The following is a 19,770-nucleotide window of genomic DNA, read 5'->3' on the forward strand; positions in this document are numbered from 1 at the left end:
GCTCTCAGGCGAGAGAGATCGCGGTGCGGACTCCGGCGGCGTACCGCTCCGGGCACTCCCACGCCGCGAAGTGCCCACCGCGGGTCTCCTCCACCCAGGAACGGACGTCGAAGAAGCGCTCGGCGAACTCTCGTGGCGCGTTGACGAGGTCCTTGGGGAAGATCGTGAACGCCGTGGGCGCGGTGATCGGCTCCTGTGGCCTGGTCGCTTGCGCGTACGGGGTGAACGAGGTGCCGATCGAGCCGCTCACCCAGTACGCCGTGATCCACGTCAGCAGCTCGTCGTAGGTGAACACCGTCGTGACGTCGCCGCCGCAGTCCGTCCACGCGCGCAGCTTCTCCACCAGCCAGGCGGCCAGGCCCGCCGGTGAGTCGCCGAGTCCCACCGCCAGGGTGTGCGGTTTGGTGGCCTGCTCCCGCATGTAACCACCTTCCTGCGCCTGCCAGCGGTGCCCGTGCCGCACGTAGGCCTGCTCGGCGGGGGAGAGGTCGTCCGGGAGGTCCACCAGGAACCGGTACTGGGACACGTCGGTCAGGTGCAGGGCCGCGACGTTGCCGGGATGCGTCGCGGCCAGTGCCTCGGCCACATCGCACCCGACGTCGCCCGCGGAGACGACGTAGCGGTCGTATCCCAGTTCCGCCATCGCCGCGGCGACCACCTCCGCCATGGCCGCGGCCGACATGCCACCGCCGGGCACCGGAGCCGCGAACGGAAATCCGGGCAGCGCAGGGACGACCACGTTCAGATCCGGCAGGAGCGGCAGGACCCTGTCGAACCGCAGCACCGAGTCGGGCCAGCCGTGCAGCAGGACGACCGGGACGTCGTGCGTCGTGACGCGCTGGTGGATCAGCCGGACCGGGGCGGCGGTCCGCGTCCACGGCAGTGCGCGGATCCGTGCTTCGTGCACCCGCCAGTCGTAGTGCTCGGCCCAGTGGGAGAGCAGGCCGGCCAGGAAGTCGCCGTCGACGCCACGCTCCCAGCCGAGGCCAGGCGGTAGCGCCACGCGGCGGTAGGCACGGAGCCGGGCGCGCAGGTCCTCCAGCACGGGCTCTGGGACGGTTTCGAGCATGACGACCTCCGTTCCGTGAGACACCATTGAAAGCTAACAGTGGTGTCTGAGGCATGCAACACCAGTCTCGTGCGACAATGGTGTCGTGATGTCGTTGCAGGTGATCGAGGACTTCCTCAACACCGTCGATGAGCGGTCGTTCACGCGGCACGGAGAAGCCCACGTCCCCGGCGAACGGCTGACTGATCCGCAGGCGCTGGCGGACTGGCTGGCCGATCGCGAACTCGCGCCGGGCGGTGCTCCGGTGCAGATGACGGACGTGGAGGCCACCATCGCGCTGCGCACGGCGCTCCGGCAGGCGCTGGTCGCCGGTGGCGAGGCCACGACGGCACTGCGGGACTACCCCCTGGTGCTCGTGCCGGACGGCTCGGGCGGGCTCCGCGTCTCCGTCACGTCCGGCAGGCCGTGGCTGGGCGCCGTCGTCGAGACGGTGGCCACCAGCGTGGCCAGAGGGGACTGGAAGCGGGTCAAGCTCTGCGCCGCACCGGACTGCCGGTGGGCGTTCTACGACGTCTCGCGCAACGGCGGCGGCCGCTGGTGCACGATGGAGATCTGCGGCAACCGCCAGAAGACCCGCGTCTACCGCGAGCGTCGGCACGGCGCTTCCTGAGGCCCTCTCGCCCCGCGACGCCGGACGAGAGGGAGGTTCCACACAGGACGGTCAGGCGACGTGAGCGATGTCGACGTCCCTTTCCTTCGTCGCCTTGCTGTTGCGCCTCAGGAAGTGGACGGCGTCGCCGATCACGGGGAGCTGGATGCCGCGGGCGATGACCGGCCGCAGCGCAATCTGCCGTTCGCTGTCCGGGGTGAAGAACGAGCGCTGGTCGAGTCCCGCCTCCTGGTACCTCGTGATGTGCGGGCGCAGTTGTGCCTCCCAGGCCCGCAGCGCCGGGCGGACGTCGTCGCGGTGCCGCTGCAGCATGGAGCCGAGCAGGTCCGCGCCGGCGAGACCGGCGGAGACCCCCATGCTGGCGTAGAGGCTCACGCACCACGCGCTGTCGCCGAGCAGCACGACCCTGCCCCGCGACCAGACGTTCAGGCGCGCCTGCTCCACGGCGTCGAACAGGAAGGTGTCGGCCCGTTCCAGCGCGTCCATCGCCGGCCCCAGCACCGGGCCCGCCTGCTCCGGGCCGAAGGCGTCGCGGATCCGGTCGACGGGCCGTCCGATGAACTCACCGTCCACGTCGTCGGTGCGGTAGGAGAACAGCACGCTGTGCGGCTGGTCCTCGAACGGGAAGAGCCACATCGCGCGGTTCGGCTCGAAGAACGTGAAGCCGTGCTGCGGGTCGAGTCCGTCGAGGGGCTGGGACAGGGTGAAGGCGGAGATCATGTAGCCGAGCCGGTGGAGGTGGTCGTCGTGCGGCCCGAAGACGAGCCGCCGGACCGAGGACCGCAGGCCGTCGGCCCCCACGACGAGGTCGAACCGCTCGGTGGTCGTGGCACCGTCGTGCGTCAGCGTGACGTCGACACCGGAGCCGTCCTGCTCGATCCGCACGGGCTGGGTCCCGTACCGGATCTCGACGTCCGCCGGCAGCGTGGCGAAGGCGGCCTGTTCGACGTCGCCGCGCAGCATCAGCCGGGGGCTGCCGGGGATGCTCCCGAACCCCAGACCGGGCTTGCGCTCGCCCTCGCGGTCGATCGTGAAGGTCACGTTCGCGCGGGCGGACCGGTCGGGGATGGCGTCGAGGAAACCGAGCCGCCGCGCGGCGGCCTGCCCGGCGCCGAAGACGGCGACGAAGTAACCGCCCGAACGGCGGCTGGGCGCGCGTTCCACGACCACCGGTTCCCATCCGATCTGGCGGAGGCGGATCGCCGTGGCGATGCCGCTGATGCCCAGACCGACGACAAGGGCTCGCTTCGTGCTGGAAGAGGACATGGCTTTTCCTTTGTGTGTAAGGGGGTTGGTTGGTGCTGCTTCAGAACTGACGGCGGCGTGCCACCAGGAAGAAGGCCAGGACGACGGCGACCGCGAACACGCCGACCGAGACCCCGATGTACCCGTGGACGCCCGTGGCCGAGTTGACGACGGTCCCGTCCACGACCACGTCGGTGGCGGCGAGCACGGCGGCGCCCACGAAGCTCATGACCACGGAACCGGTCGCGCTCATGACCGTCACCAGGCTCGCGGTGACGCCCTGGCGCTCCGGCGGCGCGAGCACGGCCGCCATGTTGAAACCGGAGACGAGCAACGTGCCCAGGCACAGGTTCAGCAGGACCGCGAAGGCGATCGCACCGTGGAACGAGGACGCCCCGCTGAACATGCCGACCGCGCCCACCGTCCCGGTCACCACTCCCGCGGCCAGTGCCGCGGACGGGTCGAACCGGGCGGCGACCCAGCCGGAGATCAGGCCTCCCGCCATGATCCCGATCGCCGGAATGCCGAACAGCAGGCTGAGCGAGCCCCTGGCGTCGAACCCGTACCCGAGCCGCTGGTCCGGTGAGACCTGGGCGATGACGCTCAGCAGCTGGTCCATGCACTGCACCGCGCCCGTGCCCAGCACCACCACCAGGAGCGTGAGGACCAGCGGCCGCCCCAGGTTCCGGACGTCGATCACGGGTTCCGGCACCCGCCGGGCCGTGCGGAACCACCCGGCCAGCGCGGCCACGCCGGCACCGAGCAGGGCGAGCGCGCCCGGACCGGACCAGCCGAGGTCCGGCACGAAGCTGATGTACGCGAGCAGTGCGGTCACGCCGCCGCCGAACAGCACGGCGCCCGCGATGTCGACGCGTCCCGCAGTTCTGGTGGCCGGTTCCGGGACGAGGGAGCGCACGAGGACAACGGCGATGACCGCGAGCGACGCCGACACCAGGAACACCACCCGGAACCCGGACTGGGCGACCAGCTGCTCCACGGACACGTTCACGACGACGCTCAGGACGCCGGCACCGGTGGTCACCGCGCCCACCGCCGTCATCGCGACCCTGGGCGTGCAGAGGTCTCGAACGATCGCGACCGTGAGGAAGACCCCGGCCACCGCGGCGCCCTGCACCAACCTGCCGAGCACGAAGAGCCACAACGTGGGGGCCAGCAAGCAGATCAGCCCACCCGCGCAGGCGACGAGCAGTGCCACCACGAGCATCCTGCGCTTGCCGTGGATGTCCGCGCTCTTGCCGAACAACGGCGCCAGCATCGCCCCCGCGAGCATGGCGCTGGAACTGATCCACGCCGCCTGGTCGGTGTGGAAGTGGCCCAGGATCTGGGGAAGCACGAGCATGGGGGTGACGATCACGGTGTCCGCCAGGACGTTCGCCAGGAGCAACACGGCGATCTGGCCGGCGAGACGGCGGTTCCACCGGGTGTGCCACACCTGTTCAGGCGGATCGAGGACGCTCGGACTGTTGTCCACAAAGGCTCCAGAAGTGGGAGTGCGCGCGAAAAAGCGCGCGCCGAAGACGGCGAACGAGTGTTCTGAGGTGAAATGGGCGTGCGTCATCGACCGATGAGCACGACTCGATCTTCGAGGTGGTCGGTGCGCGTCGGAATCAGTGAAGTTGTTGTGCGGCGGAGAAAATCGTCAGGCGTGCCGGGCGGCCAGTCCGTCGAGAACGACGGCGAGGTGGCGTTCGAACCGCTGGTCGCCGTGGTCGTGCAGGTGCCCGGCGGCCTTGGTCAGCGGCGCGCGCTCGCCCAGCCAGGCGTCGCGTTCCGCGAGTGAGTACCGCGTGGGATCGACCTCGGCCGACTGGAGCCGTTCCTGCTCCTCGATGACGAACCCGACGACGAACGCGAGCACCACGTCCAGGGCGTCGTCGGCCTCCGCGAGGGTCAGCCCCGCCTCGGTCCAGCTCCGGTACAGGGGCTCCTTCATGACCACCACCTCGGGATCGGAGACCCGCGCACCGCTGAAGATGCGGGCGCCGTCCCGGTGGCGCAGGTACTCGGCGCGGAGTACGCGGGCGTAGGCGGCGAGGTCGTCGCGCCAGTGCGCACTGGCGGCCGGCAACGCCTCCATGATCCGGCGCAGGACCGTGGTGCTCATCTCGTCGAGAAGTTCCTGCTTGTTGCGCACGTGCCAGTACAGGGCAGGGGCGCGGACGTCGAGCCGCTCCGCGAGCGCACGGACGGTGACGCCCTCGAGGCCCTTCTCGTTGAGCAGCTCCAACGCCGCCGCCACGACCTTCTCACGGGTGATCCCCTTCGGCATGGTTGACAACTTATCAAAGTTAAGCAACGGTTGGCCGCAGCCAAGTTAACTTAGTTAAGGAGCCTACCGTGACGAACGCCGGACCGGTCAACCCGAAAGCGAAGATCCTTTCGGAGCACCAGCGTCTTGCGACGTCGGGCGCTCGCGGTGCGCACGTCTTCCGGACCGGGGACGGGCTGCACCTCGTCGTTCCCCAGCTGGCGGAGGACGTGCCGGGACAGGTCGCGGACATGAACGGCGGCGACGCCGACGTGGACGCCCTGCTCTACCGCTGGGAGGGAGCGCGGTTCGTCGAGGTGGACCGCCTGCCGTGCCCGAGCGGGGAGGACGCGGTGAGCTTTCGCAGTGGAGGGAGGACCTATCTGGCCTTCGCGAACCTCCGCACCGGAAGCGGTCCCTACGACACCGACGTCAGGTCGCTCATCTACCGCGAGGACGAGGGGGAGTGGATCGTCGACGAGACGGTGCCGACCTTCGGAGCCAAGCAGTGGCACCACTTCCTGGTCGACGACCGCGAGTTCCTGGCGCTGGCACAGGGTCTGACCGTTCCCGGCCTGACACACCGAGGTCACGGACGATCGGTCATCTTCGAGCGGATCGACGGACGGTGGCAGGAGTTCCAGGTCCTCGGCGGGCGGTGGGGCTACAACTGGGCCCACTTCCGCATCGGCGGGCACCACTTCCTGGGCTACGCGGACCACGTCTCGCCGAGTGTCGTCTACCGCTGGAACGGACAGTCCTTCGTGCCCTACCAGACGTTCGCAGAGCGTTTCGGCCGGAGTTTCCTGCACTTCTCGCGGGACGGCGGCGAGTGGCTCGCCTTCGCGTGCATCGACGGCGACTCGACGCTGTACCGCTGGAACGGTGAGCTCTTCGAGCGCCACCAGTCACTCGGTGGCCCGGGAGGTCGCGAGTTCGAGCTCTTCCGCCACGGCGACGACCTGTTCCTCGTCCGCGTCTGCTTCGTCCTGGGTGGACCTCCGGCGCCCAGGACCGACCTGATGTCCCAGCTCTACCGGTGGGAGCACGGCAGGTTCGAGGTGATCGAGGAGTTCCCGACCTCCGGTGGGACCGACGCGAGCCACTTCGAGGCCGACGGCAGGAACTTCCTGGTCGTGGCCAACAGCCTCACCCCGGACGTGCGCTTCCGCCAGGACTCGGTCGTCTACGAACTCTCACTCGGCAAGGCCTGAACCTCACCCAAGGAGAAACCCGTGCACTACAAGCCCAACTCCGACTTCATGCGACTGTTCGAGCTGTTCACCGCCGCACCGGACAGCATCGGTCACACCCTGCAGCGGCAGCTCGGCGCGGCCCGCGCGGACACACCGCTGCTGGTGGCGACGGGCACCGACCTGGTGCTGTTCCCCGGCGGCGGACGCCCGCCCGCGACGGTCAACTTCCGGATCTCCACCCGAGGGTTCTTCGAGATGACCGCGATCTCCCACCTCGGCATCGCGATCCCGTACCTCGCCCGGCTCCGGGAGCTCGGTGATCCCGGCTGGGAGACCGCGGCGAGGGACCTGGTCGCCCAGTGCCGCACCGTCGGGGAGTTCAACGACGTCTCGTACTGGCGCGACGAGGTCGCGGTCGCCGCCTGGCGGGGACGCGAGGAGAAGATCGCCGACCTGGTCGACTACACCTGCTCGACGACCGCCGACTACCTGGAACGGGCGATCGCCTCTCCGGAGCTGCTGGACTTCGAGCGCCTGCGCGCGACCCTGCTGGAGGGCGAAGGCCCGGACGCGGTACCGGTGCCGTTCAACGACATGATGGCCGCGACGTTCGCACTGTCCGCATTGGACGGAATCCACCGGACCCTGAAGTGGCTGTCCGAGCAGGACATCGCGTGGCCGGAGCTGATGGTGATCATCGCCGGCCGGGCGGGGCGCTTCAGCGCGGGCCTGACGTGGGAGACCAACAGCCTGTGCCCGCTGCTCCACGAGGCGTCGGGCCGCGAGCTGGACCCGGCCAAGCTGATCATCGCGCCGTTCGCGCCGGCCGTCGAGATCGAGGAGCTCGCCGACCGCGAGGCCTGCGCCCGCGCCGAGCAGCTGTACCGCAAGATCTGGTACAGCTCCCTGTCGTCGGTGGAGATGAGCCGCGTCATGTGGCCTGACTACCCGGCGTTCCGCAGGACGATCGACCGGGCGCCCGTGGTCGACGACGACACGCAGGTGATCAACGCCATGCCGGTGGTCCGGTCGGTCGACGACAAACGCGCGATCGTGTCGCGGCTGCGCTACGTGATGGAGGACCCGGCGGCACAACTCGCGACCGCCGGCTCCCAGTTCATGCTCGACCAGTTGAGCGCCAACGGAAACCGGCCCGACCTCGTCGAGATTCCCGGCTTCACACACACCACCTATCCGGCCGGGACCACCGTTCGTCGCTGAACCGCCGTCAGTCGACCACGATGATCGACTTGCCGCCACCGCGTCCCGCACCGAAGGCGGCCGGTGCTTCGGCCAGCGGGTACTGGGAACCGACCAGAACGCGCAGGCTTCCCTCGCGGACGAGCTTCGCCAGTTCGGCCAGCCGGTAGCGGTCCGCCTCGACGACGAAGAAGATCGTCCGGCCGTCGCGCGGCCTGGCCTTCGCAGGCTCGTTGATGGTGACCAGGGTGCCGCCGGCGCGGACCAGCCCGGCCGAGCGTTCGAGGATCTCCCCTCCGAAGACGTCGAGGACCACGTCGACCTCGCCGACGTCCTCCAGGCGTTCGGTCTGCAGGTCGACGAAGGTGTCGGCGCCCAGGTCGAGTGCTACGGCTCGGTTGCCGGCGCGGCCCGTTCCGATGACTCGCGCTCCCGCCCTGCGCGCGAGTTGCACGGCGATCGATCCCACCCCGCCCGCCGCGCCGTGGATCAGGACGGTCTGCCCGGACTCGAGACGGCCGTGGTCGAACAGCGCCTGCCACGCGGTCAGGCCGGAGATCGGCAGGGCGGCGCCGACGGTGTGGTCGACGTCCGCGGGCAGCGGCGCGAGGTTGCGGGCCTCGACGGCGGTGAACTCGGCGAGCGATCCGTCGCGGGCCCAGTCGGCGAGCCCGAACACCCGCTGTCCGACGGTGAGCCCGGTGGTGCCGTAGCCGAGTTCCGCCACGACGCCGGACAACTCGTGACCGGGCACGCTGGGAGTCCGATCGCGGCCGGCCCGGTCGGTCCAGGTGCCCGGCCAGTCCAGTTCGCCGGGGGTGAAGCCGGCCGCGCACACCCGCACGACGACGTCGTTCTCCGCGGCGTGCGGGTACGGGCGGTCGGTGAGGGTGAGACCACTGAGACCGGCTGCCCGGTCCTGGACGGTGATGGCTTTCATGACTCCGAAACTAGCCCGGTTTCGGCTCGGAACCTGGGACCACTTGGCGTCCCGGAACGGGGACCAGTCACCGGAGAGTGCGAACAAGGGCGTCCAGCGTGCCCGCCCAGGCACTGGGGGAGGGCGCGGCGAACCCGATGATCACGCCGTCGCGGTTCGAGGTGGATCCGGGGTGCCGGAAGCGTTCGAGGGGCTCGATCGCCAGCTGTTCGCGGGTGGCTCGGCGCACGAGTTCGGCGCCGGTCCGGCGGGGCTGTTCGAGGAGGACGTGCAGCCCGGCGGACATCCCGGTCACGTGCGCGGCAGGGGAGTGCCGGCTGATCGTCTCGACCAGTTGCCGACGTCGCCGGTCGTACTGGGAGCGCATCGCGCGGATGTGCCGGTCGTACGCTCCCGACGCGATGAACTCGGTCATCGCCAGTTGGTTGACGAACCCGACGGAATCCTCTGATTCCCCCTTCTGCGCCGCGATCGAGCCGACCAGGTGGTCCGGCAGGACGAGCCAGCCGAGGCGCAGGCCCGGCGCCAGGGACTTGCTCGCGGTGCCCAGGTAGATCACGTGGTCGTGGTCCAGTCCCTGCAACGCGCCCACGGGCGACCGGTCGTAGCGGAACTCGCCGTCGTAGTCGTCCTCGATGACCAGCGTGCCCCGCCGGCGGGCCCAGTCGACGACCGCCGCCCGCCGGTCGGAGTGCAGTGCCACGCCCAAGGGGAACTGGTGCGACGGCGTCAGCAGAACCGCGCCCAGGTTCCGATCGTGGTCGAGCGCCGACAGTTCGGCACCGTCGGCGTCGACCGCGATCGGGACTGCTTCGATCCCGGCCTGCAGCAACGCCAGGCGCTGGGTTTGGAGACCGAACTCCTCGACCGCCACCTTCGTGACTCCCGCGCTCGCGAGCGCGGCGGCGACGAGCCGCAGGCCTTCCGCGGCCCCGCTGCACACGATGACGTTGTCCGCCCGTGCGCGCAGGCCTCTGGCACGGGCGAGATAGCGGGCGAGGACGTCACGCAGTTCGCTCATGCCGTGCGGATCGGTGTACCCGAAGGCGTCGAACGGTGCGGTGCTGACTGTGCGCTTCACCGCGCGAATCCACTCGTCACGCGGGAAGGACGACAGGTCTGGACGGCCGGGCCGCAGATCGTGCACCGGCCGCGGTGGTGCCGCGGGCGTCCGGGGCCTTGCTCGGTCGCCCACGAGCTCCGCGGAACGCCGCGCCACCTCGGTACCGGAACCGTGCACCCCGGTGAGCCATCCCTCGCTGATCAGCTCCGAGTAGACGCGGACGACGGTGTTGCGGCCCAGCCCGAGGTCGGTCGCCAGCACGCGGCTCGACGGCAGCCTCGTCCCCGGTGCCAACCGGCCGGTGCGGATCGCCTCGCGGAAGGCGTCCATGAGGCCGGCGCGGTTGCGGCCGACGTCGCCCAGATGCAGGTCGAGGCCGCCGGCCGGTCGATCGGTCACGTCGGAGAACGATACGACCCGTTCCCGGACGTGGCAGGTCAGCTCGTCGTGGCGACGGGCTGCAACAGCGTCTCGAGGTTGACCCTGGCGATCTGCCTGCGGAACTCGCCCCGGTAGGTGCTGTCGCCGGAGTCGTGCATGGTGTCGGTCATCCAGATCGCCGACTGCTGGCGATTCCAGATGTGGCGCAGGCAGGTGTCCGAGTACTCGTCGAGCAGGTGCGAGTCGCCCACGTCGAGGTGGCGGATCAGGGCGTGGGCAAGGGTTTCTGCGTCGTGCAGTGCGAGGCTCATCCCTTCGGCGCTCATCGGGGAGATGATGTGCGCGGCGTCGCCCAGGAGGTAGAGCCTGCCGTAGCTCATGGGGCTGAACACGATGCCGCGCAGGGGAACGATCTGCTTGGTGGCGACGGGGCCCGGCTTCACCGGGCGCCCGAACCGGTGGGCGAGTTCGCTCCAGATCCGCTCGTCCGGCCACTGCTCGACGGTGTCGGTGAGCGGGCACTGCAGGTAGACGCGACTCTTGCCGGGGCCGCGGGTGATCTGCGCGGAGAAGCCGCGGGAGTGCACCGCCATGACGGCCAGGGGGTCCGCGCCGACCTCGGCGAGGACGCTGAGCCAGGCGTAGCCGAACTCGTGGGAGTCGCAGGTCAGGACGTCCGCGGGGATGGACTTCCTGCTGACGCCGTGGAAGCCGTCCGCGCCGGCGACGAACTCGCAGCCGATCGTCCTGACGGCGCCGGAGGGGTCGCGGTAGCGGACCAGGGGCCGGCCGGTGACGTCCTCCAGCGCGACGTCGGCTGCCTCGTAGCGGAGATCTCCGCCTTCGCGCAGGAAGATCGCGGTGAGGTTCGTGACGAGGACCTGCTGGGGGCAGAAGATCGACTCGTCCTCGTCCTCGTCGTCCCCGTGTTTCCACTGCCGCGTCTCGCCTTCGATCAGCACCGGTAGGTCGGACGATTCCGTGAAATGGCTGGGGGAGTCCGCGAAGGCCTCGTCGAGCCCCCACTGCCGGAACGTGCGCACGCCGCTCGCTTCGAGGGATCCTGCGCGTTGCCTGCGCTCGATGTGCCCACGGCTGTGCTTCTCCACGATGACGCAGCTGATTCCGCTGCGCTGCAAGAAGTTCCCGAGCGCGAGGCCGGCGACACCGCCACCCACGATGACGACGTCCACGTTCGTGTCTGCTTCGTTCATGTCCTCCACTGTGGACGCCGAGGCTGCCGCGTCCCACCGGTATCGAGACAGCGGATACCGGAAAGCCGCCAATCTCGGCTAGCCGTGCAGGCCCGCCTGGTAGCGGCCGGGGGTCTGACCGACCACCGAGCTGAACGCGTCGATGAAGCTGGAGGGGTTCGACCATCCGCACGTGATCGCGGTATCGGTGACCGAGACACCGTTCGTGAGGTGGATGACGGCGTGCTGCACGCGCAGGACGGTGCGCCAGCGGTGGAAGCTCATGGCGAGCTCGGAGTCGAACAGGCGGCTGAGCGTGCGTTCGCTCGCACCTGCCTCGCGGCCGAGTTCGGTCAGCGTCGAGGTGCGGCCGGGGTCGGCGTGCAGGAGGTCGGTCACCGCGCGCAGCCTGGGGTCGTGCGGTTCAGGCAGGTGCAGGGACAGCTCGGGTGTCTCGACCAGTTCGTCGATCACGACCTCGAGCAGCCGGGCATGTGCGCCGGGACGGGACTCCGGGCGGTCCGTCAGCGCCAGGACCGCCTCCCGCAGCAACGGGCTCACCGCGAACACGCTGGGGTGCGGCACGAGCGCGTCGCACAGGGCCGCGGGAACGACCAGGAGACGCACGTCGGTCCGGCCGTAGAAGCGGTGCGAGTGCTCGAACCCCGGCGGCGTCCAGGTGGCGCGGTTCGCCGGCGCCACCCATGTTCCGCGCACGGTCGACGTGGCCAGCGCTCCGGAGGCGGCGTAGACCAGTTGCCCGTCCGCGTGGGAGTGGACGTCGATGTGGAAGCCGTGGTCGAGCCAGCCGCCACCGCTGGGCACGGCGTCCGTCAGCGCCGCGTCCCACGTCTTCCCCGGCGGTGTCATCGCAGGTACGAGGCTCCGTTGAGGTCCAGGACCGCCCCGGAGGACCAGACCGCCTCTGGAGAGGCCAGGTGGACGATGGCGGAGGCGATCTCCTCCGGCGTGCCGACCCGGCCGAACGGGCTCTGGTCGCGCACGGCGTCGCCTTCGTCGCCGGCGAGCTTCGACGCCTGGCGTTCGGTGGCGACGAACCCCGGTGCGACCGAGGTGACCGAGATCCGGTGAGGTGCGAGCGCGATCGCGGCGGACTGGCCGAACGCCTGCAGCGCGGCCTTGGTCGCACCGTAGGCGGGGTAGTCGGGTTCGCCGCGGAACGCGCCGCGCGAGCCGACGTTGACGATGCTGCCCGGCGCACCGCGGTCGATCAGGTGCTGCGCCACCGCCCAGGTGACGTTCACCGCCCCGAGCAGGTTCACGTCGAGCATGGACCGCCACGCGTCGGCCCACCCGTCCCAGGAGGTCTCTCCGATCCGGTGGCGGTTGGCCGGACCTGGTGCCACGGCGGCGTTGTTGACCAGCACGTCCACCGTGCCGAGTCGCTCCACCGCCTCCGCGACGAGCCCTCGGGCCACCTCGGGGTCGGCCAGGTCGCCTCCGATGACCGCGTGCCCGGTCCCCGCGAGCTGGGCGACGGTCTCGTCGGCGTCCTCGCGTCGGTTGCCGTAGTGCACCGCGACCCGGTACCCCTTCCCGGCGAACGCCACGGCGGTGGCGCGGCCGATCCCCCTCGACGCCCCGGTGACGATCACGCCTCCGGTACCGCGTTCCGACATCCCCGTCCTCCTGGCCTGTGGTCCGACTGCTCCGAACCGCAGCGTATGCGCACGTCGCGGCCGCCCGGAATCCGTGCGGCCGCGACGACGAACGAGCGTGTGGACGTCAGCAGGTCTTGCGGAGGTATCCGCTGGAGCCGGCGGGCACGACCATCACGTCGCGGCGCACCATGCTGATCTTCGTCTTCCACTCGGGACAGCCCTTGGACATGCCGGAGGCGGTGTACTCCACGTTGACCACGCGGTTGCCGAACGGGCCGGCGTAGTCGCCGCACTCCTCGTACTCGCCGCATTCCTCGGTGACGGCGAAGTCCAGACCGTTGGCGGTGCGGTTGCCGGCGAGTTCCGGGGTGTTCTTCTGGGCGATGGCGAGGTTCTTGCTGTGGGAGTAGGCGGACAGGAGCTTGATGTACTCCTGGGCGTGCGTGGTGGTGATCAGGTTCTTCGACCGGGAGAAGCTGTCGTAGTTGTCGGGCTCGACGGCCTGGTAGCCCTTGGCGGCGCAGGTGTCTATCCAGGTCTTGACCTTGGCGGCGACGCGGCTGCGCTTGTCCGCGGTGCGCAGGTCGAGCAACGTCTCGTGCCAGTCGGGGTCGACGACCTTCTTGCCGCTGGAGTCGCGGAGCAGCAGGTCGCTCTGCCAGTCGCCGTCCTGACCCTCCTGGGCCTGGAAGGCGTTGAGGTAGCAGATGTTGTAGAGCCCGGCCGCAGGGGACGCGGACATGTCGCGGCTGACGATCTGCACCCCGGACGGCGGGGTGTAGGCGCCGCCGATCTGGTAGTCGAACTTGCCGGCGAGCGGTGGTAGGGGGACCGCTGCCGACGCGGGTGCGGCGGTGGCCGTGAGCGCTGCGAACGCCAGGGCTCCCGCCGCGGTGACCGCCGCTAATCGTCTGCCGTGCAAGGGAGAAAGACGCCTCATGCCGACTCCGTCGTCGTTGGGCGCATCAGGATGCGCGGTGAGGAGTGCCGGCCGGTGCGGCCGGTGTAACGGCGAAACGTAGGCAGCCCAACCGAAACGGTCAACGAAGTGCGCATCCGTGATGAGCGTTTCCCACCGTCCTATTTGGTCTTCACCTCGACCACGGTGACGCGCACTCCCGCGGCCCGGATCGCCGCGACCGCCGCCGGATCGGCGGACAGGTCGGTGATGACCTCGTGGACGTCGTGGATGTCGGCGATGCGGGCGAGGGTGGCCTTGCCGAGCTTGCTGCCGTCGGCCATCACGATCACCTGCTTGGCACGGCTGAGCATGGCGCGGTTGGTGCGGGCCTCGTTCTCGTCGTGGGTGGTGATTCCGGCGGTGACGTCGACGCCGTCGACGCCGATGAACGCGGTGCCGATGCTGATCGACGCCAGGACGTGCTCCGCCCACGGACCCACCAGTTCGTAGGACTGAGGTCTCGCGACGCCGCCGACCACGACGAGCTTGTGGCGCGGGTGCAGTGCCAGTTCCATCGCGATGTTCAACGCGTTCGTCACGACCGTCAGATCGCCGCGGTTGGGCAGTTCCTTGACGAGTTCGCTCGTCGTGGAGCCGCCGGTCAGGGCGATCACGTGCGGTCCCGGCGGCAGCAGCCGGACCGCCCTGCGCACGATCGCCAGCTTCGCGTCACGGGAACGGCCTCCGCGGTAGCGCACCGGGACCTCGTTCACGCTGCCCTGCGGTTTCGCGCCGCCGTGGGTCCTGGTGAGCAGCCGCTGCTCCTCCAGCTGCGCCAGATCCCGGCGCAGGGTCGCGGAGGAAACGCCGAATCGCTCACGGAGTTCACCGGCCTGCAGCGAGCCGGTTTCCCGAAGCATCCGGAGTATTTCGGACATGCGTTCAGCGCGCGTGGTTCGCCTTTTCCGCACGCGGGTGCCGGACGCGGCGGAATCCGTGGAGTCGGCCATGGAGCGGAGCCTACGACAGATCATCCGAGTGAGCGGTTGTGCACGCGGTGCTCACTCGACTGGACCGCTGAACTGGGGCCACTCGGCCAATCGCTCACCTGAAACGCTCATTTCAAATGTTCATTTGAATGCAGAACCTTGCCGCCGGCGCGACGGCGACCGTACGAATGCAGCCATCGCCGGATCGGCGGAGAGCCTGAGCCCCAGGGCGATCGGCGGCATTCGAAGAAGGCCCCCGGACGTGTTAATCGGAAGGCAACACACCATGACCGTTAGTGAGAGTGGGCTCGGCAGCAGCTGGACCGCGAGGGAGATCTGGCAGCAGCCGACCACCTGGCCGCGCGTGGCGGGAGTGGTGGAGCGACTGCGTCCGCGGGTCGAGGAACTGGTGAGCGCGGCGCTGTTCGAGGCGAGTCCGCGGATCGTGCTGACCGGAGCCGGCACCTCGGCGTTCATCGGTGAGCTCGTGGCTCCCGCGCTGGCACGACACCTCGGCAGGCAGGTGGAGGCGATCGCCACCACCGAGATCGTCGCCGACCCGCGCGCGGTGGCCGCGGACGACCGCCCGATGCTGCTCGTGTCCTTCGCCCGCAGCGGCAACAGCCCTGAATCGCTTGCGGCGGCTCAACTCCTGGGGAGCCTGACCCCCTCACTGCGGCACCTGGTGATCACCTGCGACTCCCGGGGAGAGCTGGGCCGGCAGTGGGACGGCGACGAGAACGCCGTCGTGATCGCGCTGCCGGAGGAGACGAACGACCGCGGCTTCGCGATGACGTCGTCGTTCACCGGGATGGCCCTGGCGGCGCTGCTGGCCTTCGGTCTCGACGTCGACGTGGAGGAGCTCGCGCGAGCCGGTGCCGGCGTTCTCGGCGAGGCCGCCGAGCGCGCGTCCGCGATCGCCGGCGCCAAGCCGTCCCGCCTGGTGTACCTGGGTTCGGGGGCGTTGCGCGGCCTGGCCAGGGAGTCGGCGCTCAAGTGCCTGGAACTGACGCGCGGCGAGGTGGTGGGGATCGCCGACTCGTCGCTGGGCTTCCGGCACGGGCCGAAGTCGGTGCTCGACGACCGCACGATCGCCGTCGTCTTCCTCTCCACGGACCGGTATGCGCGTTCGTACGACGAGGACATCGCTCGCGAGCTCGTCCTGGCGCTCGGCCCGAACCGCGTGATCGTCGTGGGGGACGCGGACTCCGGCACGTGCGGGGGAGCGCAGGTGTGGCCAGTCCCGGGGCTGGCGACCGCGCCCGCCGCGGTGTGGGCGCTGGCCGCGGTGATCACGGCCCAGACCACGGCGCTCGCCTGCTCGCTGGCACTGGATCTGACGCCGGACAACCCGTTCCCCGGCGGCGAGGTCAACCGCGTGGTGCGGGGAGTGGTCATCCACGAGTTCGTTGAGGGAGTGAGCTGACATGTTCCTCGGTGTCGACGGTGGGGGTACCAAGACCGCGTTCTGCCTGGTCGATCTGGACGGCGGGGTCGTCGCGGAGGCCAGGACCGCGAGCGTGTACTACCTGGGCGACGGCGTGCAGATCGTCGAACCCCTGCTGCGCCAGGGGATCGCCGAGGTCTGCCGCATCGCGGGCATCTCGTCCGACGGCATCACCTACGCGTTCTTCGGCCTGCCCGCCTACGGGGAGATCAGCGCCGACGTGCCCGTGCTGGACGCCGTGCCGTCGGCGATCCTCGTCGACGGGAACTACCGCTGCGGCAACGACATGATCTGCGGCTGGGCGGGGTCGCTCGGCGCGGTGGACGGCATCAACGTCGTCGCGGGCACCGGCTCGATCGCCTACGGGGAGAACGAGGGCAGGCAGTGGCGCGGCGGCGGGTGGAGCGAGCTGTTCGGTGACGAGGGCTCGGGTTACTGGGTCGCTATCAACGGCCTCAACGCGTTCAGCCGCATGGTGGACGGCCGCCTGCCGGCCGGTCCGCTGGTCGGTGAACTGCGTCAGGCGCTCGATCTCGCGGTCGACTTCGACGCCATCGACGTCGTGGTCAACCAGTGGCAGGGGGACCGCGGCAGGATCGCGAGCCTGAGCAAGGTCGTCGTCAGGGCGGCCGACGCCGGGGACGCGGCCGCCACCGAGATCCTCCGGCAGGCAGGACGTGAGCTCGCACTGCTGGTGAACGTCGGCCGTGACGCTCTCGGATTCGGTGCCGCACAACAGGTTCCGGTGTCGTACTCCGGCGGCGTGTTCGGCTCGGCGCTCGTGCTGGCGTCGTTCCGCGAGTCGCTCACCCACGACTTCGACCTGCGCGAACCGCTGTTGGAACCGCACATCGGTGCCGCGCTGCACGCGGCACGCCTGCACGGACACCCGTTGCGGGCCGAGCAAATCCACTCTTCCGCCGCGCTCTCCCTCTGAGGAGCTCACGATGACCGGATCTGGCGTGTCCGCCCCGACCCTCCGCACGACCAACTGGATCCCGTACGCGGGACTGCTCGTGTTGTTCTGGGGCGTGTGGGGTGCTTTCTCCGCCCTGCCCACCAAGCTCTACGCCTACCCCGACCCGATGATCTACGTCGTGTGGGCGTTGACGATGATCATCCCCGCCTGGTTCTCGTTGCGCGGCAAGAAGTTCGACCGCAGCCGCACCGCCACCGGATACGGGCTGCTGATCGGTCTGACCGGAGCGGGCGGGCAGCTGTTGTTGTTCAAGGCGCTCACCATCGGGCCCGCGTACGTCATCTTCCCGATCATCGCGTTGTCCCCGGCGATCACCGTGCTGATGGCGTTCGGCCTGCTGCGCGAGCGGCTCGGCGCGCTGTCCTGGATCGGCGTGGTGCTCGCACTCGTCGCGGTCGTCCTGTTCTCCGTGTCCACCGGCGAGGGAGGCGACAGCGGGTGGTTCTACCTGCTGCTCGCGGTGCTGGTCTGCGTCGCCTGGGGTGTGCAGGCGTTCTTCATGCGCAAGGCGGCGATCGCCGGAGTCGACGACGCGTCGACGTTCGGCTGGATGACCATCAGCGGGCTGGTGCTGATTCCGGTGGCACTGCTGATGATGGGCGGTCTGCCGCTGGACTTCCCCTGGCAGGCACCGGCTCTCACGGCCGGCACGCAGGTGCTGAACTCGATCGGCGCGCTGTTCCTGGTGATGGCGATGAGTCGCGGCAAGGCCTCGATCGTCGCGCCCGTCACCAACGCGCTGGCTCCCGTGCTGACGATCGTGTTGTCCCTCATCGTGTTCGGCGCACGGCCCAGCGCGTTCCAGGTGGTGGGCATCGTGCTGGCGCTGGCCGGCTCGACGCTGATGGTCTACCGCGCCGAGAAGAGCAGCGAGACCGTTCCCGGCGCAGTCGAGGCAGCGACGTGACGAACCGGATTCTCACCATCACGCTCAACCCCGCCATCGACGTGACCTACCGCGTGAAAGCCCTGCGCGTCGGCGAAACCGTCCGCGTGCCGGAGGTCCGGTCACGGGCGGGCGGCAAGGGCGTGAACGTCGCGGCCGTGGTCAAGGCACTGGGCGGGGACAGCATCGCCCTGGCACTGACCACGACCGCGGCACCCGACGAGTTCCGGTCGGGGTTGGAGGAGCTGGCGATCACCCATCGACTCGTGCCCGCCCTCGCCTCCGTGCGGCGGACCGTGGCGGTCGTGGCCGAGGACGGCACCACCACGTCGTTGCAGGAGAACGGTTTTCCGGCCGTCGAGGGCGCGGAGGAGGCGATCGCCGCCGCGCTGCGGGACGAATTGAAGGCCGGAGCGGGCGCTGTGGTGATCTCCGGCAGCGTTCCGGCCGGGATGAGCCCGGACGTGCCCGCACGGCTGACGAAGCTGTGCGCCGAGTTCGACGTGCCGGTCATCGCCGACGTGTCCGGACCCGCTCTGCGCGCGGTCGCGCCCAGCGGAGCGGTGCTGATGCCCAACCAGGACGAACTGGCGGAGCTCGACGGACGGACCGGCGTCGCCGCCTGCCGGGACCTGGTGGCCGGGGGAGCGGTCGCTGTCGTGGCGACGGCCGGACCGGACGGAGTCGTCGCGGTGACCGCGGCGGGCACCTGGCAGGCCTGGCCGGTCGAGGTGGTCTCCGGCAACCCGACCGGAGCCGGCGACGCGGCGGCCGCCGCACTGGCGCTCCACCTGGCCGAAGCGACGCGGGTGGAGGGCGTCGACTGGGTCGCGGCGCTCGCCGACGTCGTCGCGACCTCGGCCGCGGCGGTGCTGCGACCGGTGGCCGGCGAGATCGACCTGGCGGCCCGAGGCCGCTGGATCCCCCTGACGACGGTGAAGGAAGTTCGATGATCGAGGACTGGACCACGTTGTTCGGCGAGAGGCGTGCGGAGCGACGCGCGGTGGGCGCGTTCAACGCGATCCTGATCGAGCACGCCGAGGCCATCGTGGCGGGCGCCGAGCTGAGCGGGCTCCCGGTGATCCTGCAGATCTCACAGAACGCCGTGCGCTATCACGGATCGCTGGCGCCCTTCGCGCTCGCGTGCCTGCGGCTCGCTTCCGAGGCGAGCGTGCCCGTACTGGTCCACCTCGACCACGTCGAGGACGAAGCGCTGATCCACGAGGGACTCGAGCTGGGCATCACCTCGGTCATGTTCGACGCCGCCAAATCGAGTTACTCCGAGAACGTGGCCAGGACGCGGGCCGTGGTCGAGCGCTGTCACGCCGCTGGATGCCTCGTGGAGGCCGAACTGGGCGAGGTCGGCGGCAAGGACGGTGCCCACGCTCCCGGTGTGCGCACCGATCCGCGCGAGGCCGCGGAGTTCGTCGCCGCGACCGGTGTCGATTCGCTCGCGGTGGCCGTCGGCTCGTCGCACGCCATGGCGGACCGCAGCGCGGTGCTCGACGAGGACCTGATCTCCGCATTGGCCGAGTCGGTCCCGGTGCCGTTGGTGCTGCACGGCTCGTCCGGGGTGAGCGACGACGGCCTGCGGGGCGCGGTCGCGAACGGCATCGTCAAGGTCAACATCGGTACCCGGCTGAACCAGGTGCTGACCGAGGCGGTCCGTGCGGTGCTGGGGGAACGCGAACTCCTGACGGATCCACGCCGCTACCTCGCTCCCGGCCGTGACGCGGTGCGCGACGAGGTGGCCAGGCTTCTCACGGTGCTGGCGAAATGA

At 70.0% G+C, this 19,770-nt stretch carries 19 protein-coding genes; 8 read left to right on the forward strand and 11 right to left on the reverse strand.

The window, feature by feature from the left end:
- Positions 1-4: 4 nt before the first annotated feature.
- The gene (locus ACIQF0_RS15290; protein WP_401029714.1) at positions 5-1,069 is read right to left on the reverse strand and encodes an epoxide hydrolase family protein; all 1,065 of its coding nucleotides are present in this window, start codon (positions 1,067-1,069) and stop codon (positions 5-7) included.
- Between the two features lie 88 nt (positions 1,070-1,157).
- Between ACIQF0_RS15290 and ACIQF0_RS15295 the strand changes: the two genes are divergently transcribed.
- Positions 1,158-1,679 (forward strand): CGNR zinc finger domain-containing protein, encoded by a 522-nt coding sequence (locus tag ACIQF0_RS15295; protein WP_401029716.1) that lies wholly within the window; start codon positions 1,158-1,160, stop codon positions 1,677-1,679.
- 51 nt (positions 1,680-1,730) lie between these two features.
- Here the strand turns inward: ACIQF0_RS15295 and ACIQF0_RS15300 are convergent, their stop codons facing one another.
- The 3 genes from ACIQF0_RS15300 to ACIQF0_RS15310 all read right to left on the reverse strand — a co-directional run bounded on the left by ACIQF0_RS15300 (position 1,731) and on the right by ACIQF0_RS15310 (position 5,214).
- The gene (locus tag ACIQF0_RS15300) at positions 1,731-2,945 is read right to left on the reverse strand and encodes an FAD-dependent monooxygenase (RefSeq protein ID WP_401029719.1); all 1,215 of its coding nucleotides are present in this window, start codon (positions 2,943-2,945) and stop codon (positions 1,731-1,733) included.
- Between the two features lie 40 nt (positions 2,946-2,985).
- On the reverse strand, positions 2,986-4,416 hold the full coding sequence (locus ACIQF0_RS15305) for an MFS transporter (protein WP_401029722.1): 1,431 nt from the start codon (positions 4,414-4,416) through the stop codon (positions 2,986-2,988).
- Between the two features lie 168 nt (positions 4,417-4,584).
- Positions 4,585-5,214, reverse strand: coding sequence for a TetR/AcrR family transcriptional regulator C-terminal domain-containing protein (locus ACIQF0_RS15310; RefSeq protein ID WP_401029725.1), 630 nt, complete (start codon positions 5,212-5,214; stop codon positions 4,585-4,587).
- Positions 5,215-5,282: 68 nt separating this feature from the next.
- Here ACIQF0_RS15310 and ACIQF0_RS15315 point away from each other — a divergent pair, with 68 nt between their 5' ends.
- The gene (locus ACIQF0_RS15315) at positions 5,283-6,407 is read left to right on the forward strand and encodes a hypothetical protein (RefSeq protein ID WP_401029728.1); all 1,125 of its coding nucleotides are present in this window, start codon (positions 5,283-5,285) and stop codon (positions 6,405-6,407) included.
- Between the two features lie 21 nt (positions 6,408-6,428).
- Positions 6,429-7,610, forward strand: a complete 1,182-nt coding sequence (locus ACIQF0_RS15320; RefSeq protein ID WP_401029731.1) for a DUF5624 domain-containing protein — start codon at positions 6,429-6,431, stop codon at positions 7,608-7,610.
- 7 nt (positions 7,611-7,617) lie between these two features.
- Here ACIQF0_RS15320 and ACIQF0_RS15325 read toward each other — a convergent pair whose 3' ends face one another.
- From ACIQF0_RS15325 to ACIQF0_RS15355, 7 genes are all read right to left on the reverse strand, one after another.
- The gene (locus ACIQF0_RS15325) at positions 7,618-8,529 is read right to left on the reverse strand and encodes an NADP-dependent oxidoreductase (protein ID WP_401029734.1); all 912 of its coding nucleotides are present in this window, start codon (positions 8,527-8,529) and stop codon (positions 7,618-7,620) included.
- A gap of 67 nt (positions 8,530-8,596) precedes the next feature.
- Positions 8,597-9,991 carry a PLP-dependent aminotransferase family protein gene (locus ACIQF0_RS15330; RefSeq protein ID WP_401029737.1) on the reverse strand — a complete coding sequence of 465 codons (1,395 nt, stop codon included), beginning with the start codon at positions 9,989-9,991 and terminating at the stop codon, positions 8,597-8,599.
- A 38-nt stretch (positions 9,992-10,029) separates the two neighbouring features.
- On the reverse strand, positions 10,030-11,187 hold the full coding sequence (locus tag ACIQF0_RS15335; protein WP_401029740.1) for a 4-hydroxybenzoate 3-monooxygenase: 1,158 nt from the start codon (positions 11,185-11,187) through the stop codon (positions 10,030-10,032).
- Positions 11,188-11,265: 78 nt separating this feature from the next.
- Complete coding sequence (locus ACIQF0_RS15340; RefSeq protein WP_401029742.1) at positions 11,266-12,036, reverse strand: AraC family transcriptional regulator; 771 nt, start codon at positions 12,034-12,036, stop codon at positions 11,266-11,268.
- The gene (locus ACIQF0_RS15345) at positions 12,033-12,806 is read right to left on the reverse strand and encodes an SDR family NAD(P)-dependent oxidoreductase (protein WP_401029745.1); all 774 of its coding nucleotides are present in this window, start codon (positions 12,804-12,806) and stop codon (positions 12,033-12,035) included. The genes ACIQF0_RS15340 and ACIQF0_RS15345 overlap by 4 nt, the downstream gene beginning before the upstream one ends.
- A gap of 106 nt (positions 12,807-12,912) precedes the next feature.
- Positions 12,913-13,728, reverse strand: coding sequence for an endo alpha-1,4 polygalactosaminidase (locus tag ACIQF0_RS15350; RefSeq protein WP_401029748.1), 816 nt, complete (start codon positions 13,726-13,728; stop codon positions 12,913-12,915).
- A 140-nt stretch (positions 13,729-13,868) separates the two neighbouring features.
- Positions 13,869-14,699: a DeoR/GlpR family DNA-binding transcription regulator gene (locus tag ACIQF0_RS15355; protein ID WP_360038366.1), complete on the reverse strand. Its 831-nt coding sequence runs from the start codon at positions 14,697-14,699 to the stop codon at positions 13,869-13,871.
- A gap of 265 nt (positions 14,700-14,964) precedes the next feature.
- Between ACIQF0_RS15355 and ACIQF0_RS15360 the strand changes: the two genes are divergently transcribed.
- Genes ACIQF0_RS15360 through ACIQF0_RS15380 form a run of 5 tightly spaced genes read left to right on the forward strand, consistent with a single transcriptional unit; the run spans position 14,965 to position 19,770 of the window.
- Positions 14,965-16,104 (forward strand): SIS domain-containing protein, encoded by a 1,140-nt coding sequence (locus tag ACIQF0_RS15360; protein ID WP_401029751.1) that lies wholly within the window; start codon positions 14,965-14,967, stop codon positions 16,102-16,104.
- 1 nt (position 16,105) lies between these two features.
- Positions 16,106-17,062, forward strand: a complete 957-nt coding sequence (locus ACIQF0_RS15365; RefSeq protein ID WP_401029754.1) for an N-acetylglucosamine kinase — start codon at positions 16,106-16,108, stop codon at positions 17,060-17,062.
- 10 nt (positions 17,063-17,072) lie between these two features.
- The gene (locus ACIQF0_RS15370; RefSeq protein ID WP_401029757.1) at positions 17,073-18,011 is read left to right on the forward strand and encodes a DMT family transporter; all 939 of its coding nucleotides are present in this window, start codon (positions 17,073-17,075) and stop codon (positions 18,009-18,011) included.
- A complete protein-coding gene (locus ACIQF0_RS15375; protein WP_401029760.1) occupies positions 18,008-18,943 on the forward strand; it encodes a 1-phosphofructokinase family hexose kinase in 936 nt (311 codons plus the stop codon). The genes ACIQF0_RS15370 and ACIQF0_RS15375 overlap by 4 nt, the downstream gene beginning before the upstream one ends.
- Positions 18,940-19,770, forward strand: coding sequence for a class II fructose-bisphosphate aldolase (locus tag ACIQF0_RS15380; RefSeq protein ID WP_401029763.1), 831 nt, complete (start codon positions 18,940-18,942; stop codon positions 19,768-19,770). Before ACIQF0_RS15375 ends, ACIQF0_RS15380 begins: the two co-directional genes overlap by 4 nt.

The organism is Lentzea sp. NPDC092896 (assembly GCF_044754905.1).
Lineage (GTDB): Bacteria > Actinomycetota > Actinomycetes > Mycobacteriales > Pseudonocardiaceae > Lentzea.